We start from the raw sequence: 20,004 nt of genomic DNA, 5'->3' as shown, positions 1-20,004 counted from the left end.
TGTTTAACCTCCTATAGTTTTTTTGTGATTCTGCTTGAATTGTAAATCACGTTTATGGAACTAAATAACATAGCGACCTCTGCTATTGCTGGGTGAAGGATGCCGATCATTGCCAAAGGTATCGCGATAATGTTGTAGAAGAAAGCCCAGAATAAGTTTTGTTTGATTTTTTTAAAGGTTATTTCTGATATATTTATTGCATCTATAACTTTTGAAATTTCGCCCTGACTTATTATTACATCCGCAGATTCTATTGCCAAATCTGTTCCGTTACCTATTGCAATACCCATATCAGATGATTTTAATGCTGCGGCATCGTTTATTCCATCGCCTATCATGCCTACCTTTTTCCCTTCTATCTGATATTTTCTGACTATTTCTACTTTATTTTGGGGTGATATATTTGCAAATACCTTATCAATCCCAACTTTTTTAGCAACGGCTCTGGCGGTGTTTTCGTTGTCGCCTGTTACCATTATGGGTTCCATTCCCATTTCTTTTAATTGTTTTATAGCTTCTACTGCATCACTTTTAATCTCGTCTGCGATTCTTATGTAGCCAACAATTTTTTCATTTTTACTTACCTCTATTACCGTCTCTGCGTTTTCCATAAATGCTTGATATGGTTTTGGATCACGTGGTTTACCTATATAGTATTCATTGTTTTTGTATGTCCCAACGATTCCTTTGCCTGTTATTTCCTCTATTTCTTCAATTTCAACGTTCTGATTTTTAATATGCTCATGTGCGTATTCGACTATGGCTTTAGCCAATGGGTGAGTAGAATTTTTCTCTATTTCTGAAATGATCAAAAATGTTTCATCATCTAAATTGTGTTCAATAACTGAAGGTTGCCCTTTAGTTAAGGTTCCAGTTTTGTCCATGAGAATTGTGTCTATATCTTTAGCTGTTTGGATGGCTTCTCCATTTTTTATGATCAATCCTTTTTTGGCAGATACAGAACTGGCAGCCACAAGAGCCATAGGTGTTGCTAAGCCAAGAGCACATGGGCACGCTATAACGAGAGTGGCAACAAACGAGAAAATTGCCGTAGATAGCGGACCAGCATCTGTAAAAACCCAAGGAATGACATTTGAAACGTTAATCAAAAAAGGTTGGAATGTTTCATATTGGAAAAACCAAATCATACCACTTAAGACAGCTAACAAAAAAACCGTCGGGATAAAATACAAAGTTATTCTGTCAGCCAGAGCTTGAATAGGTACTTTAGAGGATGAAGCTTCTTCTACAAGTTTGATCATTTGATTTAGGAATGTGTCTTCTCCGACTTTTTCTACTTTTATTTTTAAGAGACCTGATTCAACTATCGTTCCACTTACTACGGGATCCTTCTCGCTTTTTAATAGGGGTAATGGTTCACCGCTTATCATAGACTCGTTTATGGAAGCTTGCCCTTCTACGATAGTACCATCTAAAGGTATTTTTTCACCTTGTCTCACCAGTATTAAATCACCTATTTTGACGGTCTCTATGGGTAATTCAACCACTCCGTCATCAGTAATAACATTAGCTTTGTCGACTTTCATGGATAGAAGGAGTTTTATTTCTCTTGAAGCACTATGTTTCATCCTTGCTTCGATGTATCTACCCACCAGATTCAGGGTAATAAGCATAGATGCAATAGTACCAAAAGAAAGAATATTCAATCCTACAATTGCTAAAATTGTTGTTGCCCAAGCGGAGATAGCTCCAAGAGAAACTAATGTATCCATATTTGTGTGAAGATGAGATAAAGCGATCCAGGCACTTTTTAAAGTTTTTCTACCTGGTATGAAGATTGTGGCTGCACCGCCAATTAACTCAATCAATAGCATAAAAGGAACATGTACCCCGCTCATACTTAAAATCATAACAACCATAAGAGGTATAGTAATGGCTAATGAAATATACATATCTTTGCGTGATTCTTTGAATCTTTTTTCTATCAGATCCTCGGTGGGCATTTCCTCAGAGACCTTGTATCCAACATCTGCTACAGCCTTTTTGATTTCGTTCATCGGTATTGCTTCTTGTGATATTACTATAGCTTTTTCTGTGGCTAAATTGACTGAGACATATTTTACCCCATCTAATTTTTTAAGCGCCCGTTCTACGTTTTTTACACATGTAGCACATGTCATCCCTTGAACGCTAAAAGATACTTTATTATTTGCGGCAAATTTTTCTTGAGAATTTGTTGATTCTATCGGTTTTTCTTTGACTTCACTCATATAGTACACCCCCTTTTCTAAGTTTTTTTGAGATAATCAAAAACCTCTTCAAGTTCTTCTAATTTTACATTGATTTCTTCGGGATCTTTAGAAGACGTTGCGTCTTTCACGCATGTTTCTATATGTTTTTTCAATATTTCAGAGTGTGCATTTTTTAAAAGAGAAATTGTGGCTAACAGTTGCTTAGATATATCAATACAGTATCTTTCTTCTTCAATCATTTTTATAGCTGCATCAATCTGTCCACGCGCTGTTTTAAGTTTTCTAAGAGCCTTTTCATGTTTCATAAAATCGCCTCCTTTTATCCATCCCACCAGGGGAGGATAAAAAAATTATAAACTATTTTTGTTACGATCAAATTAATATGGATTGTCAAAACAGTAAACCTAGTTACTTACTCACGAGTTAGTAACTTGCGAGTAAGTAACTCTGAAGTTAGTCATATAATCCCACAAAATTGATTTTTTGGTAAAAAGCCTAAGTATTGTTTTGTAAAATAAAAAAGGCGCCTTATGCAGACGCCTTGTATATTTTCCAACAATCCAATGTTTTATCTAAAAATTAACTAAATCATTTGTTCATATAGTATTCCATTAGTATTTCTGCAACTTCGGCTCTTGTGAACTCTTTTGGTGGTTTTTCTCCTTTTGAAAGCATTTCCCTTACCTTTGTCCCACTGAGGAATACATGGTCTTCTTTTCCGTGTGGACATGTTTTTGCTGTAGCCATGCTTTCACATTTGGTGCAATAAAATGCATGTTCAAATTTTAGTGGTACTATCCCTATCTCTTCGGGTTTAAACTGGTCAAATATCTCTTGAGCTTCGTAAGTTCCGTAGTAATCTCCAACACCTGCATGGTCTCTTCCTACAATAAAATGTGTGCATCCATAGTTCTTTCTACATATAGCATGAAAGATCGCTTCTTTTGGTCCAGCGTATCTCATGTTAACAGGAAATACCCCTAAAAATACCCTTTCTTTTGGGTAGTACTTGTCCAGTATAACTTCGTAGGATTTCATCCTCACATCAGAAGGAATGTCTTCATCTTTTGTTTTTCCCACCAACGGGTTTAAGAACAAACCATCGACGATTTCAAGCGCTGTCTTCTGCAAATACTCGTGTGCCCTGTGTATGGGATTTCTCGTTTGAAAGGCTACTATCGTTTTCCAACCTTTTTCAGAGAATATCTTTCTTGTATCTTTTGGGTCGAATCTGAACTCTTGAAAGTTTTCGTGCTCTATCCTGTTGAGTAAGGTAATCTCCCCACCTAATGCTATTTCTCCTTGCTCGTATAAAAACTTCACCCCAGGATGAGCTTTGTCTTGCGTTTTGTAAACCTTCAACGCCTCTTCTTCTTTTCTTCTTTCGAACTTTTCTTGAAGATGTAGTATAGCGTACTCTTTTGAATCTTCTTGGTTCTTTATCAATACATCTTCTCCCACTTTTAATTCGTCTGCAATCTCTTTTTTTACCGATAGAATTATTGGAATAGACCATACCGTTCCGTTAGATAATCTCATGCTGTTTAAAACAGAATCGTAATCTTCTTTTGTCATAAACCCTTCTAAAGGGCTGAATAAACCAGTTGCAATGTTTTCTAACTCAGATAGATCAAAATAAGTAACACTTATACTTTTCAACTCTTTCGATTTATTTAACCATTCATTCTTTTCTTCTTCAGTAGCTATTTTGTTGACCAATTTTCCACCGTGTGGCTCAATCATTTTTTTAGACCTCCATAGGTTTTATTCATAAAACTGTTTTAGCGCCCTTTCACCCCGCTCCCCACCCTTAAGGATAAAAGGACTTTAATTTTTGCACAAGGCTGCAATCAGATAATATTGTTGTTTTTTAAATATTCAATGACTTTTTCAACCGATTCTTCTATGCTTTCTACATCGGTGTTCAAAATTAACTCAGGATTCTCAGGCTCTTCGTAGGGAGCTGAAACCCCTGTGAAATTTTTTATTTCTCCCTTTAGTGCCTTTTCGTACATACCCTTTGGGTCTCTGTTTTTCAATTCGTCAAGCGGACATTTCACGTATATCTCTATGAATTCCCCGTCTTTTACTAGCTCTCTTACCCTCTGCCTGTCTTTTTTGTATGGGGAAATGAAGGCTGTCATTGTAATTATCCCAAGATCAGAGAATAACTTTGCAACTTCTCCTATCCTTCTAATATTTTCCTCCCTATCTTCTGGGGAGAATCCTAAATCACCATTTAAACCGTGTCTAATGTTGTCTCCATCCAAAACATACGACAACTTTCCCATTTTTAACAATCTTTCTTCCAAATCATGTGCTATAGTCGATTTTCCAGATCCAGATAAGCCCGTAAACCAAAGGATTACTCCCTTTTGTCCTAAAAGTTTTTCTCTGTCTTCTTTTTTTACCTTTCCAGCATGCCATACTACATTCTCGCTCTTTTTTCTCTCCACTTTTATACCTCCCAAAAGCCTTATCCATAATATAAATCTTAACAAAAGTACTTTGCCAAGAAGATTATACTCTAATCAGAGGGCTCAGTCAAGTTAAGGTATTAGAACATATGCGGGGATTAGGTTAAAAAGGAAAGCAAAAGTGACTGTAGATAAAAAAATAAGGGCGAGTATATTCGCCCTTTTGTAGTTATTGTACGCTTTCAGCTAGAGATTGCTTAGCAATATTCACGTATTCGTTGAATCCATCTGGATCGTTTACGGCAAGTTCAGAAAGCATTTTTCTGTTTATGTCAACATTAGCCAATTTTAAACCATGAATTAACTCATTATACTTCAATCCTTGTGCTCTTGCAGCGGCGTTGATTCTTGTTATCCAAAGATTTCTGTAGTCTCTTTTTTTGTTTTTTCTACCTGCATAAGAATATTTTCCGGATTTGTAGTATTGTTGTTTTGCCAATGAATAACGTCTACCTACTGCTCCCGAGTAGCCTTTTGCCGCTTTTATATATTTTTTCTTTTTTTTGTGAGAAGTAACAGATCTTTTAATTCTCATCTTCTATACACTCCTTTAACTTAAATTAAGTTTGATTTCAAATCATCATTTTAGACCAAGTGATTTTTCAACTTTATCTACTATTTCCTTCGGTACTTCTACCTCTTTTTTAAGCCTTCTCATATGACTGCTATTTTTGAAACCCGTATTATGTCCTACGTTACTTCTATGTCGAAGAATTTTTCCGTTTTTTGTGACCTTGAACCTTTTTTTCGCAGAACCTTTTGTCTTTAATTTAGGCATCTTGATTCCTCCCAATTTTTAGAGTATATGTAGATTACTTATTTTTTCTCCTCATTGATTGGCTCTAAAATAATATCCATATCTTTACCCAATAATTTTGCCCCTCTGGAAACTTTTGCTATATCCGACGTTTGAGATACCACTTTGTCAAGTATTTCCTTACCTTTTTCTTTAAAAAGTATATCTCTACCTAAGAACATAATTACTGCTCTTACTTTATAGCCATCTTCTAAAAATTCCCTTATCTTTTTCAATTTGGTGTTGAAATCATGATCATCGATTCTGAGTCTAAATTTCATCTCTTTAAGAACTTGTTTTTTTTGCTTTTTCTTAGCTAATTTTTCCTTTTTCTCTTTTTCGTAGATATATTTACCATAATCCATCATTCTGGCAACTGGAGGTTTAGCTTCAGGGGCTACTAAAACCAAATCCACTCCTGATTGTTCGGCTAATTTTAACGCTTCTTTTGTCGGCATCTCTCCGAGTTTGTTCCCCTCTTGATCTATTACCAGAACTTTTCTAGCTTTGATCTCATTATTTTTAGCGACTTTATCGCTTATACACAATCACCTTCCTTATTTAACATATAAAAAATGGGTGACGGATCGTCACCCATTTCTTCTTAAACACAAATAACTCTCTTTTCCTAACCAAAGAGTCATTTTTTTCAAAATTCGTACCCCTGACGGTTTTGATTGTTCCCCGGGGTGGGAAGTTAACTACGGGCGACTTCCTCTTTACCTTTTATATATTATTAAATTCTGGTGGGCCATGCGGGGTTCGAACCCACGACCTACTGATTAAGAGTCAGTCGCTCTACCAGCTGAGCTAATGGCCCTATACCACTTTTTAATTATACCTTAACTCAATTTGTTTGTCAAGAAGCGACTTGATCTGATTCCTTACTTGACGTAGATGAAGAAGATTTTGATTTGGATTTTCTTGAGTCGGTAATATAGAAACCTTCACCTTTGAAAGAAATACCAACATTACCAATTATCTTTTCAGCTTTTGAACCACATAGTTCACATTTAACTTCAGGTGTTTCATTCATAGAATGCAAAATAGTGAACTCATAACCACAATTTTTGCACTTGTATCTATATAGAGGCAATTTTATCTTTCCCCCTTTTGTATTTTTTGATAAAAAATCACAAATAACCATAATGTAGGCTATCAAATTTATGTGAAATTTAATATGTTATATATGTTAATAGTTTTTTTATTTGTCAATTTGGCCCGTTTCCATGTACCATAGATAAAGATCTAATTTCCCTAATGGTTCTTCAACCATCTTTGATAAAACTCTCAGTTGATTTTCCAGATCAGTATACTTTTTCTCCGTCCAAGAAGGTTTGGGGACTTCTTTCACGAGATTATAATTCTTCATGATTTTCAGTATGTGCTTATCTAATATAGCGACGTCTTCTATTCCAACGTTTCTTAAAAAATGGCTGGCTTCTTTCCAGCCTATACCTTTTATATTTTCGACTAAAAACCTTCTGCTTTCTGAAATATCTTTTTGAAGTAAGTTTTTCAAACTTCCAATTATCCATCTATTTTCGACTATATATCGTGATCTGGTATTTGGGAATCTATGTCCAACTTCTCTTAATTTTGATATTAATTGCTCTTCGTTATAGTGAGCGAATCCCTCTTTTGTGATAAATTTCTGAGCTTTTATGCCACCCTTTGCCCTCCAATTTGCCGTTAATACACAAAAAGATAGTTCACTGAATAAGTCCAATTCATCGCCATTTTTTCCAATATCCTTAAACTCTTCAAACCTTCTTTCAACTTCATCCTTAATTGTAAGTTTCACATCTTCTATTTTATTGACCAAAATATCTAAAGAATTTGTTATGTTAGAATGGATCATCTTATTCCTCCAAGATTGTGTCAATTATTACCTTTTTTTCTGTTGGATCTTACAATTAAGAAAAAACCTAAGATCATATAAATTATAAGAGAAATAAAGATTCCAAAAAACTCAGGCTGGCTTAGTTGTTCCCATCCACTTAGCAAAGAATTATTTCCGATGGTAATGGATGTGTGTTTTTCCAATAAATAGATGGTGTAAAAAGATAGTATAAAACTTCCAAATATCACTGAAATGATTGAGATGATTGACTGATAATTCTTTGAAAAGATTATCGCAACGATCACACCTAAGATAGCAAAAATTATCCAAGGAATGTAAGAAATGGAAAAAGGTAGATTATTCAACCACTCTCCATTGGAAGAAATTATAAAAGTTCCTATTGAGTAACCAACCAGTCCGCCTAAAAGGAAACCACCAACCACAAAGGCTACATTAACTAGATGATAAAATACAAATCCAAAGATCAAACTGAATATCAAATAAATAAAAAAGCTGTAATCACCAAACGTTAGAACAAAATTATTAATTAAGGGGACTTTGAGAAGATAAGGTATCACTATGGAATAGGATGCATATACACCCAAAAGAAAAATAGTAACTTTGAAAGAAATCTTTGAAAAAAGTAAAAGTATTAGGGATAGAGGGAACAAAATATAGACTGAATTAACTAACAATAAATAGAGATTTGTAAAAGCCTCGGTATTGATAAAATCTGGAGTTACCATATCAAATTCACCCCTTTTATAATTAAATTAGTATTTTTAAAATCTTAAACCAACTAATTGTATCACATATTTTTGATTGGCAAAATCAATTTTATGGTATAATTTTAAAAAGGTTTTAACTCTCTTGAACGAAGTGAAGAGTGATAAAGATTTCTAGGGTACAAAAAAATTAAAAGTTAGAAGGAGGAATTAAATTGGGAAGTTTAAGAATCGAGGTTGATGAAGAATTTATAAACGGTTTAATAGACAAAGTTATCGAAGAAAATACCCAAGTGCAAGGCCTAAAAAATTTGAATGTAAAGCTGAGGGAAGATGGAATAAGTTTTCAAATGGAGGTCAATTTTTTGGGGAAAGATTCAAAAGTGGAATCTTTGATTAAGATTTTAGAAAAACCAGAAGATTTAGAAAACGGAAAGTTGCGCTTGTCCTTGAGTGGTGATGAAGGTGTCAGAAAGATTTTAGAAGGTGTATTTTATATACTTTCAGAATTCAGCGAAGCGGTTTCTTCCAAAGATTATGAGATTTTGATAGATTTTAATAAAGTAAAAATAAATCCTTTTGTTGATACCATGTTAAAATCTTTAAAAATTTCTAGATTCATTCTGCAAGACGGAAAGTTTGAATTACTTCTTGAATTCAAAAAATAGGCGGTGAGTAATGAAAGAAATATTGATAGAAATAGATGAAGAGGCAGCCAAAGAATTTTTGATAAAAATTTTAGAAAACAGTAAATTTCACTTTCTGAAAAGAATATTTGATCACGTATCAAATATAGAGTTCAGTGATAACGAAATTAGATTCAAGGTGTTGATGTTTAAATACTATTTAAAATTAAAGACATATCCAAAAGCGTTAACAGGAAGATATGAGTTTTTTCATAATCTCCCCACAAAAATGATTAAGGAAGAAGAACTTCCAAAATTTGTTAAATTAAACGACAAGACCATTATTATCAACATCCCCGAGAACCCTATTAGCAAAAATGTAAGTATAGAGAAACTTGAGATAGAAAGTGGGAAAGTAAAGCTCATTTTAGGTTTGAATTAAGAAAGGAGCATTAACTCATGGAAATAAATACCGAATTAATAAAGAAGTTAAAAAAACTGTCTAATATAGAACTTAGTCCAAGTGAAGAAGAAAGGATAAAGAAAGATCTAAACGCTTTACTAGAGTATCAAAAAATATTAGACAAAATAGACGTTGAAGGAATTGAAGAGATGGTATCTCCCATTGAATTCTCGACTTCCATTTTAAGAAAAGACGAAGTAGAAAGCTTTGAAAGCAGAAAAAAAATAATAAACAACTTTCCAGAAAATAAAGATGGTTTTCTCGCAGTTCCTGGTATACATGTTAACGAGGAAGAATAATTTGAATACAAAAGGAAAAGTGTACGAAGACAAAGCGGTTTCTTTTTTTTTGAATAGAGATTATCGAATAATTGCAAGGAATTTTTCTTACAGACACGGCGAAATAGACATTATAGCTTTAAAGAATAAAATATTGCATCTTATAGAAGTAAAAGGTGGGAAAGAAACTTTTGGAGACCCCGCTTTCAGGGTGAATTCTAGAAAATTAAAAAAAATAATGAAAGTTGGTAATTATTTCATAGCTACCCATCCAAAACTAGAATTTGATGAAATTCAAATTGATGTAATTTCTGTCACCAACGATGGAGTAATAAATTATTACCCAGCTCAAAGGCTATAAAAAAGTGCCCCTGGAAGGAGTCGAACCTTCATTTGCGGATTAGGAATCCACCGTTCTATCCGTTGAACTACAGGGGCTTACTAAAGACAAAAACTATTATAGCAGAAAATTCGACAGCTGTCAATTGATGAAGGATACTAAGGGTTGTAATTACTTGAAAGGAACAATAGCAAGTTTTAAAGTTGGTAGAAACAGTAAAATACTATATTGGGGGTTAAAAGCATGAAAAAACTTTTGGTTCTTATGTTAGCAGTTATCATGGTAGTGAACATGTTTGGATTAAAGGTTATAATGGTGACGGATGCAGGGGGACTAGGGGATAAATCTTTCAACGATGGTACCTGGGCTGGTGTCCAAATGGCTGTCGAACAACTTCCAGGTATTGAAGCAGAAATCCTCATATCAAAAGAACAGACTGATTACGTTCCGAATCTTACAAATGCTGCCCAGAATGGAGATGTAGTAATAGGGGTAGGATTTATGATGGCAGATGTTTTATTCAATTTCGCCATGCAGTATCCTGATACATTTTTCATAGGAATAGATATAGAACCATCTCCTAATCAGGTAATTCCTTCTAATTTAGCTCTTTATACTTTTAAAGAAGAAGAAGGTGGATTTTTACTTGGATATTTGGCGGCTTCCATGACAAAAACCAATGAAGTGGGTTTTATTGGCGGGTTAGAAATTCCTCCTGTTAAAAGGTACGAAATTGGGTATCGTGCAGGCGTTGAAGCCTTTAATCAAATTAAAGGGGAAAACGTAACGGTAATTACAGGTTACGTTGGTAGTTTTACGGATTCCTCCAAAACTAAACAAATTGCTCTTTCTCATTACAATCATGGAGCGGATATTGTCTTCACAGGGGTAACTACCGCAGCTGTTATAGACGCTGCCAAAGAAGTGGGTTCATCATTTTATGGCCTACCTGATAATGCCCCTTTAAATCAAATTATCGACAAATACTTTGAAAAAGGACGAGGATATTTCGTAATCGGATACGATATGGACCAAGATTATATGGCTCCAGGATATGTTTTAACTAGTTCAAGAAAAAAGGTTGATGTTGCTGCATTCGAAGGGATCAGGTCTGCATTGTACGATAGAAATTTCAATTCCGGTCATCACGTTCTAGGAATAGAAGAAGAAGGTATGGGTATCTCCCTCATGAAATATACGAAAGGAATGGTCCCAAATGAAGTCGTTGCAGAATTAGTCTTTTTGGAAAAATTGGTGAAAGACGGAGAAGTTAATATTCCCAAAAATGAGGCAGAATTAGGCTCTTTTGATGTTAGTAATATAAATTTTCCATTTTAATAAACTCATATAGATGGGGCTGGGAGCGAAGCAAAGGGGCGCTATATATATTCTTTTGAAATTTCAAAAGTCATTAAAATTGCTCTAGAAGGAGGACAATAATATGGATAACGAAAATATCATAACCCTGTTTGACAATGGGAAACACAAATTCGTTTTTTTAGGATCGGAAAGAAAAAGCGTTGAAGGTATTCCGACTAATCAGTATCTAATTGTTCACAATGACGAAGGTGTATTACTCGATCCAGGAGGAGTACATGTATTTCCACGCGTTCTTGCAAGCGTCGTTGAATTTCTTGACCTGGGTAAGATCAAACATGTGTTCTATTCCCATCAAGATCCCGACGTATCATCGGGAATAACTTTGTGGGACAGTATATTGGAAACTAAGTTTTATATATCTAAATTATGGGAGCGATTTTTACCTCACTTTGGAGTTTTTGAAAAATCCAGGATGGTTTTGATAGAAGATTCTGGAGGAAAGATAAAATTTAAAGATGGGGCTGAATTACAAATAATTCCCGCACATTTCTTACATTCAACGGGAAATTTCAACCTCTACGATCCGATTTCTAAAATACTTTTTTCAGGGGATATAGGTGTATCTGTTTTCCCTGAAGGGAAAGATAAGGTTTTTGTGGAAAATTTCTCAGAACATATAAAATACATAGAAGGATTTCACAAGAGGTATATGGCGTCGAACAAAGTCTGCAAAAAATGGGTTGACACAGTTAAAAAGTTGGATGTTGAACAGATGGTGCCACAGCATGGGGCAATATATAAAAAGCCTGAATTTAAAGAATTTTTAAATTGGTTTGAATCTTTAGAATGTGGAATAGATTTAATAGATACCATCTATAGGGTCGGGGCAAAATGAGTGAAAAGGAGAATTATACTGATACCATAAAAGGATTAGCAAAAAGTGTGTACCATGAAAATCTTCTCGTTTCTTTCATCGAAAAACTCCAGGAAGTATTGGGAGAGAGGTTTGAGAGAGTTAATGATTCAACTAATATAGTTGGAGAAACCCTTGTTGAACTCATAGAAAGTATAGAGAGCACTTCAAATGTAATTGAAAAAACAGTAGAAAATGGAGAAGAAGAGAAAAAAAGGATTTCTGCTAATAATGAAGAAATCATCTCCAAATTAAAGAAATTTGGGAAGGATTTTGATGAAGTAGGAAAAGATGTAGAAAAATCACTAGAAAGTGTATCGCATTTGATGGATAATTTTCAAGAAATAGAAGAACTCACAAACGTTATAAAAAACGTTGCCAAACAAACTAACATACTTTCGATAAACGCTTCGATAGAAGCCGCAAGAGCAAAAGAAGCCGGCAGAGGATTTGCAGTAGTAGCCGAAGAAATTAAAAAATTATCGTCAGAAACTAACATCGCATCAAATAAAATTTCTGAAAGAATCGTTAACCTATCAAATCAGGTACTAGAAGTCAAAGGAATAATAAACAACTTAGAAGCAATATTTTCAACCATAACCGATTCTATTGAAGCAGCTCTTGTTACGTTAAATGGAAATTTAGCCTTCATGGATGAATTAACTCAAAATTTGGTTTCGGGAAAAGAAGAACTTAAAGAAAACACCAACAACTTGCTCGCATCAAAAGAAAATATAGAAGAACTTGTGAACAATATACATACATTAGGAAAAGTCTTAGAAACTGTATTGCGAATGCAAAATAAATTGAAAGAAATTGAAATTTAAAAAGCAAGCTAATCTTCTAAAAGAGGGAAATGTGCTATGTTGATTACCGTGATCGGTGGAGGAGCTGCTGGATTAATGGCTGCAACAGTTGCAGCATGGAACGGCGCAAAAGTAAGAATAATTGAAAGAAAAGGCAAATTAGCTAAGAAACTCTTGGCAAGCAGTAACGGGAGAGGGAACTTCTCAAATTTGGACATGAATGAAACCCATTACTACAGCAACAATTCGCCTTTTGTGAAAAAAGTACTTGATATTTTTGGCGTCGTGCAAACACTTAGTGTTTTTGAAGAATTAGGGATAATGATAAAAGAAAAGGGTTCCAAACTTTTCCCCTACACAGAAAAATCAAAAGATATTGTTACTAATTTCATATATGAATTAGAAAAGCACAATGTTGAAGTTGTACTTAACTTCCAAGTCAACCAAATAATTAAAGATGGAGAAAAATTTCTCATAAAAGGGCAGCACAGGGTATTCCAATCGGATAAAGTAATAGTGGCAACAGGTGGAAACTCCTCTCCTCAATATGGTTCCAACGGAAGTATATTTCCCACTCTCCAAGATTTGGGACATTCTATTGTTGAATTACGTCCAGGTTTAGTTCCTTTGAAAGTAAGGCCACATATCATTGAGGATGTTGCAGGTTCAAAGTTAGAAGGGGATGTATTTCTAATAGATCGAAACGGTGAAATTGTTTCCAAAAATTACACAGGTGAAATACTTTTCAAAAAAGATGATGTCCTTTCTGGTATACCGATATTAGAACTCAGTAATTATGTCCATGAGTATTTAGAACAAAACACTCCTCTTTTTCTAAAAATTGTACCCTTTCCTCAATATTCGCTCAGAAGTTTAGTAGATTTTTTAATCAAAAAGATTAGATCAAAGCCTGAAAGACCTATAAAACTCCTACTGGTAAGTATTATCGATGAACGATTGATTCGATATTTTTTATCAAAGATAGGATTTAAAGATTTGGAAGCACCTGTTAGCAGTTTTAACGATAAAGATATAGAAATGCTAGCCGATAAGTTAAAAGACTGGAACTTTGAAGTTGTGGGAACGACAAGTTGGAAAGATTCTCAAGTTTCTTTAGGGGGAATTAATACAACTGAAATAGACCCTTATACTTTAGAGTCTACAATTATACCTGGTTTATTTTTTGCAGGTGAGGTTATGGATGTAGCTGGAGAAAGTGGCGGATACAATTTGCAATGGTCTTGGTCTACTGGATACTTAGCAGGAAGTTCCGCTTCTTCTAAATAGAAAGAGAAGTATGGAGGGTGTGAATCCAATGGAGATTGGTTTAGTACACTACAGAGTAGGAGAAACAGACGGTGTTTCCTTAGAAATGGTTAAATGGAAGCAAGCCCTTAGAAACATGCATTTAAAAACGTATTTAATCGCCGGAGATATGGGAACATCACCCGGATTTAAAATCCCATACATCGCATATACGGACAAAAGGAGTAACATACTGAAACAAAAATCTTTTGTAAATTTAGACGAGTGGGACGAGAATTATTTTAAAAAAGAGATGAATAAATACATAGAAGATATTTACAATCAACTATACGAAATGATGGATTTGGATGTAATGATTGTGAATAACATCTTTTCATTAGCCCACAATCCTGCAGCAGCTGTGGCTATTTACAGGTTTTGTAAAGACAACGGGATTAAAATGATAGGTCACCACCATGATTTTTACTGGGAAAGAGATTTTTACAAAAATCCGACCAACGATTACATCAAAGAGATCTTGGAAGAATATTTTCCTCCAAAAGATATAACTCACGTTGTCATAAATTCGCTAGCGCAAGAAGAGTTAAAAAATAAAAAAGGGTTGGATAGTATCGTCATACCTAACGTATTTGATTTTAATCAAAAGCGGTGGGAAATAGACGATTACAACATAAAGATATACGACAAGTTGAACATATCTCAAAAAGATCTGATATTTTTACAAGCAACTAGAATCGTCAGGAGAAAAGCTATAGAATTGGCGATCGACACAGTAGCAGAAGTAAAAAAGGATTTAAAAAAATACATTGGGAAAACGACCTTCAACGGTAAAAAGATAACTCAAGACACGAACGTATTTTTAGTACTACCTGGTTTATCGGAAGAATCTGACTATGTAGAAGTGTTGAAAGAATACGCCTCACAAAAAGATGTAGAACTAAAATTAGCTTTTTCCATTTCCGATGACATCAGACACGAAGAGGAAGAGATTTTCTCTCTATGGGATTTTTATGCAATAGCTGATTTTATAACCTATCCAAGCATTTTAGAGGGTTTTGGTAATCAATTTTTGGAAGCGATATTCGCAAAAACACCTGTGTTGATGTTCGAATATCCTGTTTACAAAAAAGACATAGCTCCCTTAGGCTTTGAGGTTGTCAGTCTTGGTAGTAAAGCTGAATATGAAAGGGGTATGTACAGAGTCAACCAAAACGAAATTATTAAAGCAAAGGAAGAAATTTTTCAAATTCTATTCGATCCCCAAGGGCTTCACAGATTGTCCAGAAGAATTTTGAACTTGGGAAAAAACATTTTTCCTATGAAACTTTGGAGAAAAAGTTAAAAAACTTGTTGGTGGAAAAAGTTGGGGTGCGGGGTGAAAGGGCGCTATAAAATTCTAAAGGCAAAATAAAAAAATAAATTCAGGGGGAAATAAATATGACTCTCAAGTGGAAAATGGCAGTTTTAATCATCTTGGTATCCGTTGTACCTATGGCGTTTTTTATCACATATTCATCATTGAATTATAGCAACATATTAAAAGATGACACTTCCCAATTAATTGAAGTAAACAATTTCCAAACAGCAAATTTTTTGGGTCAGTACATGAATGATCTCAAAAAAGTTACTTCTTCAATAGCTGTTGATCCCGATGTCATCAATTTGCTTGAGCAATCACAAGAAGAAAGAGAAAGAATGTATCAAAAGCTCCAAAATTTCAGTGATGAATACCCTGAATTCGCGTCTATTAATGTAGGTTCAAAAAATGGTGATGCTTTTGCAAGACCTATAGAATACGAAAACCAACTAGCAAGTGATTATGATCCAAGAGTAAGGCCATGGTACAAAGATGCTATTCAAAAGCCAGAAGAAGTTGTAGTATCAGATCCTTTTGAGCAATCAGTAACAGGTGACACCATAGTTACTCTTTCAAAGGCTATAAAAAACGCTGAAAATGAAATAGCCGGAGTAGTGAGGATAGAACTAAATATGTCCAAGGTTTATGAAATTATTGGTAATGAGTTAGGAACTGGAGAAACGATTTATGTAATAAACCAAAAAGGTCAGGTTATCTTTCATCCTGAAAGTGATACAATTGGTCAAGACATTTCACAAGAAGAATACTTTAAAAATTTAACTCAAAACAGTGGTTCCATGTATGTTCAAAATGGGTCGACATTCTTAGCGTATAATAAAATTAGTGATCCGAATTGGACCGTTATTACCCAAGTAGATACTAACAATTTATTCGGTGAAGTAAGATCTACCACGATGTTCACTCTTATACTCTTCATAATAATAGCCGTAGTTGCAGTAATAGTAGGTATTTTATTCGTTATTTACTACATTATAAAACCGATAAACAAACTGAAGACGTATCTTTCAGAGGTAGGAGAAGGCAATTTATCAACTTCCGTTGAAATAAACTCCAAGGACGAAATTGGGCAAATGGCAGGTTCACTAAATCAAGCAATAAGTGCTTGGAAAAACTCTATAATCTCAATAAGAGAAGGCTCTTTAAAGATCGACAGTTCTGCTATGGAATTACTCAATATTTCTAAAAACAGTTCTCAATCGGCACAAACCCTTTCGGAAAAGGCTGCTGAAATAAGTGAAAACGCTGAAGATACTTCCGCCTCCGTTGAAGAGGTTACATCAGGGATTCAGGAAATATCGGCAGCCGCTCAAAATGTTTCTAAATCAGCTCAAGAACTTAACACCGCTGCTTCAGAAACAGAAAATGCCGCCAACGAAGGACTTGAGTCTATAAAATCTATAGATAAAACGATAAAAGAGGCTGTGGATAAATCTAAAAAAACCCAGAATGTGGTTAAAGCCCTAATAGAAAGATCTGAAAACATTGGTAAGATCGTTAACACGATAAATTCTATAACAGAGCAAACTAACCTTCTAGCCTTGAACGCTGCTATAGAGGCAGCAAGGGCAGGGGAAGCAGGGAAAGGATTCGCAGTTGTAGCAGATGAAATAAGAAGTTTGGCGGAAGATTCCAAAAATTCAACTTCACAAATCGAAAGAATGATTGAAGGTATTAAAAACAGTACCAACGTCGTAAATGACAGCACAAACGAAACCGTTGGAATAATCCAAAGTATCAACGATCAAATGTACGGTATAAACGATAAATTCCAACAAATTTTAAACATGGTAAAAGATTTAAACAGCGGAATAGACAACTTAACAGCAACTTCGCAAGAACAAAGCGCAAGCACAGAAGAAATGAGTTCAGCCATGGATAGAGTCGCACAAGCGATAACCTCTATTAGCGAAAGTTTGAGTGAGATAACCAATTCAATTAACACCCAAAAAGAAGACGCAAAGAAGATTGAAAAGAACTCTCAAGAACTCTCTACTTTATCGGAAGAGCTTTCGGAACAGTTGAAAATATTCAGACTGTAGGAGAATTTATCTTGATTAAACTGTACTTAGGTTACTATTTAGAAGCACTCACTGACAACCAACTTGAAGTTTTAGACAAACTCAAATTTGAAACTTATGAAAGAGAAAACATCCTTAGATTCAGAAAAGAAGTGAAAGGCAAAAAGGAAATAGTAGAAGTACTAAAAATCTTAAAAACCTTTGAAATAGTACCTGGTTATGCACTTCAAAAAGGCGATGATTTTTATGATTTTGATGAAGAAACGTCTCAAAAAAATGAAATAATCATTAGTGAACTGGGAGAAGGATTCTTGTTATTCCTTCTCTCAATTTTAGAAAAAGAAAAAGAAGCCATACAAAAAGACAGAGAAACCCTAAAAGGAATCATAGAATCTTTATCTTATGATTACATGGTCCAGATAAATATATGGAACAGATATGGTTATGCAAGGTTGTATATAAAGCAAGAGGATGAAGATATCGGTTTTTTAGACTTAATACACAAATGGTACAAAAGCGAACCAGAATACGAAAAATTCTTCAAAGACCTAATGAAGGATAAAAGAATACTAAATTTATCACAGTATTTCTTAAAAAAAGAAGGATACCTAAAATAACAAGATTGGCGGGTTACAGAGTATAGTGTAGATATTGACAGATAAATTGAGGGGCGAAGGGGAGCTAAATTCATAAGAAGAGCTAAAAAAGTTGTTGAAATAGTTTTCAAAAGACGCCCTAAATGGGCGTTTTTTAATTAAAGATTGTGGCAAATTTTTATAAGCTCTTCTCATCAAATGGAGGGACTTTAATGAAGTATAAAAACGCCTTGTATTTTCTTTGGGAAGAGGTCTCTCGATTTAAAAAAGAATTATTTATAAATTTCATACTAATTTTCTCATCAATACCACTAGTAGCCGTGACTCCATTTTTAATTGAAAACTTGATGCAAGAAATTACAACAATAAACGATGGCCAAGGGATAAAAAGTGCCCTAATTACAGCTTTATTGATACTTGTTATTTATTCTTTCACACGTTTTATTTGGTTTTTAAGTGATTATCATGGAGACATTTTGAAACTGTTAGTGAAAGGGAGCTTGCGTGAGAAATTATACCTAAAAGTTCTAAAATTACCAGCTTCGTACCATAAAAGGAAGCCATCGGGTGAATTGATGGCGCGATTCACCTCTGATATTGACATAGTTGGAGAAGAAGCACCTTTTTTTACATCTGTTTTTCAGGCGTTAGCTGAATTTTCGGTAGGATGTTATGTCGCTTTTAAATTAAATACTTATTTAGCCATAATATTTGTTTGTTCCCTGCCCATATACTTATTATGCCAAAAGCAGTTCAAACCAAAGATGGAAAGTATGTCTTTGTTAGAACGAGAGGCAAACGATAACGTTGTGAAATCAATAGAAGAAGGGATAAATTCCTCAATTATCATAAGATTATTGGAAAAAACTACCTATTTTTACCATCTTTTTCAAAACAAGATCCGCAATTGGAATAACTCTATGAAAAACAAAAGTTTTTATGAAAAACTATATAATAGTATAACTATGTATATTGAAGAAGGTTTACCTATTATTATTTTGTGTATAGGTGCAATTTTATCAATGAGGGGTTTGGTAGATATTCCAACGCTGATCGCCTTTTTCACATTCGTTGGAAGGCTATATGTTCCAGTATGGAACTTAGCTTTTCTCTTTACTACCACACCAGCGGCTTTTCCATCAATAGATAGAATTGAAACTTTACTAAACCAAGAAGAGGAAAAAGTACGTAAAGGAATGCGCTTTCCAAAAGAATTTACAATTGATTTTCATAATGTTTTTTTCTCATACGAAGGAAATACTTATATATTAAAGAATATAAATTTACAAATCAGCAAAGGTGAAAAGATAGCCATTGTTGGATCAACCGGAGCCGGGAAAAGCACTTTACTTTTACTGTTAACTGAGCTATATAAACCGCAACGAGGAGAAATATTGTTAAATAAATTAAAACTTTCACAATATGATCTTTCAGATTTAAGAAGAAATATAAAATATGTAGAAAGTTCTCCTTTCATATTCAATGCAAGCATAGAAGAGAATATCTTATTAGGTGAAAAAGTTGAAAAAAGTACAATAAATAAGATTTTAGAAATCACACAACTAACAGAATTTTCAGAGTCTCTTAATAAAAACTGTTTGCTTTTATCCAGTGGGCAAAAGCAAAGAGTCAATTTAGCTCGAACATTATTACATCCGCCTAAGGTGCTTTTGTTGGATGAAGCTACTTCTGCAATGGATTCACAGACTGAAGAATTAATATTTGAAAGTCTAAAGGAAAAGGAAAAAGATATGGCAATAATCTTGGTTTCTCATCGTCTTTCAACAATAACAAAAGCAGATAAGATATATTTTATGGCAAACGGTACTATAGTGGATTCGGGCTCACACATAGAGTTATACCAAAAGAATGAAAGTTATAGAGAATTATTTAAGAAACAGTATGTCAAAGATGCTCAGAATGACAGATAAAAGCTTAAAAGGAAT

At 34.2% G+C, this 20,004-nt stretch carries 22 protein-coding genes and 2 tRNA genes; 12 read left to right on the top strand and 12 right to left on the bottom strand.

From position 1 onward, the window contains the following. Positions 1–11 precede the first annotated feature (11 nt). The 11 genes from PMOB_RS03695 to PMOB_RS03645 form a co-directional block, all read right to left on the bottom strand. Complete coding sequence (locus PMOB_RS03695) at positions 12–2,231, bottom strand: heavy metal translocating P-type ATPase (protein ID WP_012208543.1); 2,220 nt, start codon at positions 2,229–2,231, stop codon at positions 12–14. A 17-nt stretch (positions 2,232–2,248) separates the two neighbouring features. Next, positions 2,249–2,518, bottom strand: a complete 270-nt coding sequence (locus PMOB_RS03690; RefSeq protein WP_012208542.1) for a metal-sensing transcriptional repressor — start codon at positions 2,516–2,518, stop codon at positions 2,249–2,251. Between the two features lie 283 nt (positions 2,519–2,801). Beyond that, on the bottom strand, positions 2,802–3,956 hold the full coding sequence (gene sat, locus PMOB_RS03685) for a sulfate adenylyltransferase (RefSeq protein ID WP_012208541.1): 1,155 nt from the start codon (positions 3,954–3,956) through the stop codon (positions 2,802–2,804). Between the two features lie 107 nt (positions 3,957–4,063). Next, positions 4,064–4,669, bottom strand: coding sequence for an adenylyl-sulfate kinase (cysC, locus tag PMOB_RS03680; RefSeq protein ID WP_012208540.1), 606 nt, complete (start codon positions 4,667–4,669; stop codon positions 4,064–4,066). 190 nt (positions 4,670–4,859) lie between these two features. Continuing rightward, entirely contained in the window at positions 4,860–5,225 is a 366-nt protein-coding gene (rplT, locus tag PMOB_RS03675; protein WP_012208539.1) for a 50S ribosomal protein L20, read from the bottom strand. A gap of 45 nt (positions 5,226–5,270) precedes the next feature. Beyond that, positions 5,271–5,468, bottom strand: a complete 198-nt coding sequence (gene rpmI, locus PMOB_RS03670; protein WP_041534045.1) for a 50S ribosomal protein L35 — start codon at positions 5,466–5,468, stop codon at positions 5,271–5,273. Positions 5,469–5,506: 38 nt separating this feature from the next. Next, a complete protein-coding gene (gene infC / locus PMOB_RS03665; RefSeq protein ID WP_012208537.1) occupies positions 5,507–6,034 on the bottom strand; it encodes a translation initiation factor IF-3 in 528 nt (175 codons plus the stop codon). Positions 6,035–6,230: 196 nt separating this feature from the next. Beyond that, a tRNA-Lys gene (locus tag PMOB_RS03660) sits at positions 6,231–6,306 on the bottom strand. Between the two features lie 39 nt (positions 6,307–6,345). Continuing rightward, the gene (locus PMOB_RS03655) at positions 6,346–6,582 is read right to left on the bottom strand and encodes an FmdB family zinc ribbon protein (RefSeq protein ID WP_041534044.1); all 237 of its coding nucleotides are present in this window, start codon (positions 6,580–6,582) and stop codon (positions 6,346–6,348) included. Between the two features lie 108 nt (positions 6,583–6,690). Then, positions 6,691–7,347: an N-glycosylase/DNA lyase gene (locus PMOB_RS03650; RefSeq protein WP_012208535.1), complete on the bottom strand. Its 657-nt coding sequence runs from the start codon at positions 7,345–7,347 to the stop codon at positions 6,691–6,693. A 20-nt stretch (positions 7,348–7,367) separates the two neighbouring features. After that, positions 7,368–8,075: a hypothetical protein gene (locus PMOB_RS03645; protein ID WP_012208534.1), complete on the bottom strand. Its 708-nt coding sequence runs from the start codon at positions 8,073–8,075 to the stop codon at positions 7,368–7,370. Between the two features lie 194 nt (positions 8,076–8,269). Between PMOB_RS03645 and PMOB_RS03640 the strand changes: the two genes are divergently transcribed. Genes PMOB_RS03640 through PMOB_RS03625 form a run of 4 tightly spaced genes read left to right on the top strand, consistent with a single transcriptional unit; the run spans position 8,270 to position 9,782 of the window. Next, positions 8,270–8,722, top strand: a complete 453-nt coding sequence (locus PMOB_RS03640; protein ID WP_012208533.1) for a hypothetical protein — start codon at positions 8,270–8,272, stop codon at positions 8,720–8,722. A 10-nt stretch (positions 8,723–8,732) separates the two neighbouring features. Continuing rightward, a complete protein-coding gene (locus PMOB_RS03635; RefSeq protein ID WP_012208532.1) occupies positions 8,733–9,122 on the top strand; it encodes a hypothetical protein in 390 nt (129 codons plus the stop codon). Positions 9,123–9,139: 17 nt separating this feature from the next. Continuing rightward, a complete protein-coding gene (gatC, locus tag PMOB_RS03630; protein WP_012208531.1) occupies positions 9,140–9,442 on the top strand; it encodes an Asp-tRNA(Asn)/Glu-tRNA(Gln) amidotransferase subunit GatC in 303 nt (100 codons plus the stop codon). Position 9,443: 1 nt separating this feature from the next. Continuing rightward, the gene (locus PMOB_RS03625) at positions 9,444–9,782 is read left to right on the top strand and encodes a YraN family protein (RefSeq protein ID WP_012208530.1); all 339 of its coding nucleotides are present in this window, start codon (positions 9,444–9,446) and stop codon (positions 9,780–9,782) included. A 5-nt stretch (positions 9,783–9,787) separates the two neighbouring features. Here the strand turns inward: PMOB_RS03625 and PMOB_RS03620 are convergent. Continuing rightward, positions 9,788–9,859 (bottom strand) — tRNA-Arg (locus tag PMOB_RS03620). 145 nt (positions 9,860–10,004) lie between these two features. Here PMOB_RS03620 and PMOB_RS03615 point away from each other — a divergent pair. The 8 genes from PMOB_RS03615 to PMOB_RS03580 all read left to right on the top strand — a co-directional run bounded on the left by PMOB_RS03615 (position 10,005) and on the right by PMOB_RS03580 (position 19,989). Further along, positions 10,005–11,099 (top strand): BMP family lipoprotein, encoded by a 1,095-nt coding sequence (locus PMOB_RS03615; protein ID WP_012208529.1) that lies wholly within the window; start codon positions 10,005–10,007, stop codon positions 11,097–11,099. Positions 11,100–11,202: 103 nt separating this feature from the next. Beyond that, positions 11,203–11,976 (top strand): oxygen-binding di-iron domain-containing protein, encoded by a 774-nt coding sequence (locus PMOB_RS03610; protein ID WP_012208528.1) that lies wholly within the window; start codon positions 11,203–11,205, stop codon positions 11,974–11,976. Beyond that, a complete protein-coding gene (locus tag PMOB_RS03605; protein WP_012208527.1) occupies positions 11,973–12,821 on the top strand; it encodes a methyl-accepting chemotaxis protein in 849 nt (282 codons plus the stop codon). Before PMOB_RS03610 ends, PMOB_RS03605 begins: the two co-directional genes overlap by 4 nt. 36 nt (positions 12,822–12,857) lie before the next feature. Next, positions 12,858–14,087 carry a BaiN/RdsA family NAD(P)/FAD-dependent oxidoreductase gene (locus PMOB_RS03600; protein ID WP_012208526.1) on the top strand — a complete coding sequence of 410 codons (1,230 nt, stop codon included), beginning with the start codon at positions 12,858–12,860 and terminating at the stop codon, positions 14,085–14,087. A 28-nt stretch (positions 14,088–14,115) separates the two neighbouring features. Beyond that, positions 14,116–15,408, top strand: coding sequence for a glycosyltransferase family 4 protein (locus tag PMOB_RS03595; protein WP_012208525.1), 1,293 nt, complete (start codon positions 14,116–14,118; stop codon positions 15,406–15,408). Positions 15,409–15,503: 95 nt separating this feature from the next. Next, positions 15,504–17,483, top strand: a complete 1,980-nt coding sequence (locus tag PMOB_RS03590) for a methyl-accepting chemotaxis protein (protein ID WP_012208524.1) — start codon at positions 15,504–15,506, stop codon at positions 17,481–17,483. Positions 17,484–17,494: 11 nt separating this feature from the next. Next, a complete protein-coding gene (locus tag PMOB_RS03585; RefSeq protein ID WP_012208523.1) occupies positions 17,495–18,079 on the top strand; it encodes a hypothetical protein in 585 nt (194 codons plus the stop codon). Positions 18,080–18,270: 191 nt separating this feature from the next. Then, positions 18,271–19,989 (top strand): ABC transporter ATP-binding protein, encoded by a 1,719-nt coding sequence (locus PMOB_RS03580; RefSeq protein ID WP_012208522.1) that lies wholly within the window; start codon positions 18,271–18,273, stop codon positions 19,987–19,989. Positions 19,990–20,004: the final 15 nt, after the last annotated feature.

Origin of the sequence: Petrotoga mobilis SJ95 (genome assembly GCF_000018605.1) — a bacterium.
Lineage (GTDB): Bacteria > Thermotogota > Thermotogae > Petrotogales > Petrotogaceae > Petrotoga > Petrotoga mobilis.
The sequence above is the reverse complement of the archived record's forward strand: the minus strand, read 5'-3'. Positions and strand labels throughout refer to the sequence as shown.

What these genes read in the sequence shown, in the direction of transcription:
- PMOB_RS03695 (WP_012208543.1), bottom strand. Translation starts at nt 2,231, where the DNA reads ATGAGTGAAGTCAAAGAAAAACCGATAGAATCAACAAATTCTCAAGAA.
- PMOB_RS03690 (WP_012208542.1), bottom strand. Translation starts at nt 2,518, where the DNA reads ATGAAACATGAAAAGGCTCTTAGAAAACTTAAAACAGCGCGTGGACAG.
- sat (WP_012208541.1), bottom strand. Translation starts at nt 3,956, where the DNA reads ATGATTGAGCCACACGGTGGAAAATTGGTCAACAAAATAGCTACTGAA.
- rplT (WP_012208539.1), bottom strand. Translation starts at nt 5,225, where the DNA reads ATGAGAATTAAAAGATCTGTTACTTCTCACAAAAAAAAGAAAAAATAT.
- rpmI (WP_041534045.1), bottom strand. Translation starts at nt 5,468, where the DNA reads ATGCCTAAATTAAAGACAAAAGGTTCTGCGAAAAAAAGGTTCAAGGTC.
- PMOB_RS03650 (WP_012208535.1), bottom strand. Translation starts at nt 7,347, where the DNA reads ATGATCCATTCTAACATAACAAATTCTTTAGATATTTTGGTCAATAAA.
- PMOB_RS03645 (WP_012208534.1), bottom strand. Translation starts at nt 8,075, where the DNA reads ATGGTAACTCCAGATTTTATCAATACCGAGGCTTTTACAAATCTCTAT.
- PMOB_RS03635 (WP_012208532.1), top strand. Translation starts at nt 8,733, where the DNA reads ATGAAAGAAATATTGATAGAAATAGATGAAGAGGCAGCCAAAGAATTT.
- gatC (WP_012208531.1), top strand. Translation starts at nt 9,140, where the DNA reads ATGGAAATAAATACCGAATTAATAAAGAAGTTAAAAAAACTGTCTAAT.
- PMOB_RS03615 (WP_012208529.1), top strand. Translation starts at nt 10,005, where the DNA reads ATGAAAAAACTTTTGGTTCTTATGTTAGCAGTTATCATGGTAGTGAAC.
- PMOB_RS03610 (WP_012208528.1), top strand. Translation starts at nt 11,203, where the DNA reads ATGGATAACGAAAATATCATAACCCTGTTTGACAATGGGAAACACAAA.
- PMOB_RS03605 (WP_012208527.1), top strand. Translation starts at nt 11,973, where the DNA reads ATGAGTGAAAAGGAGAATTATACTGATACCATAAAAGGATTAGCAAAA.
- PMOB_RS03600 (WP_012208526.1), top strand. Translation starts at nt 12,858, where the DNA reads ATGTTGATTACCGTGATCGGTGGAGGAGCTGCTGGATTAATGGCTGCA.
- PMOB_RS03595 (WP_012208525.1), top strand. Translation starts at nt 14,116, where the DNA reads ATGGAGATTGGTTTAGTACACTACAGAGTAGGAGAAACAGACGGTGTT.
- PMOB_RS03590 (WP_012208524.1), top strand. Translation starts at nt 15,504, where the DNA reads ATGACTCTCAAGTGGAAAATGGCAGTTTTAATCATCTTGGTATCCGTT.
- PMOB_RS03580 (WP_012208522.1), top strand. Translation starts at nt 18,271, where the DNA reads ATGAAGTATAAAAACGCCTTGTATTTTCTTTGGGAAGAGGTCTCTCGA.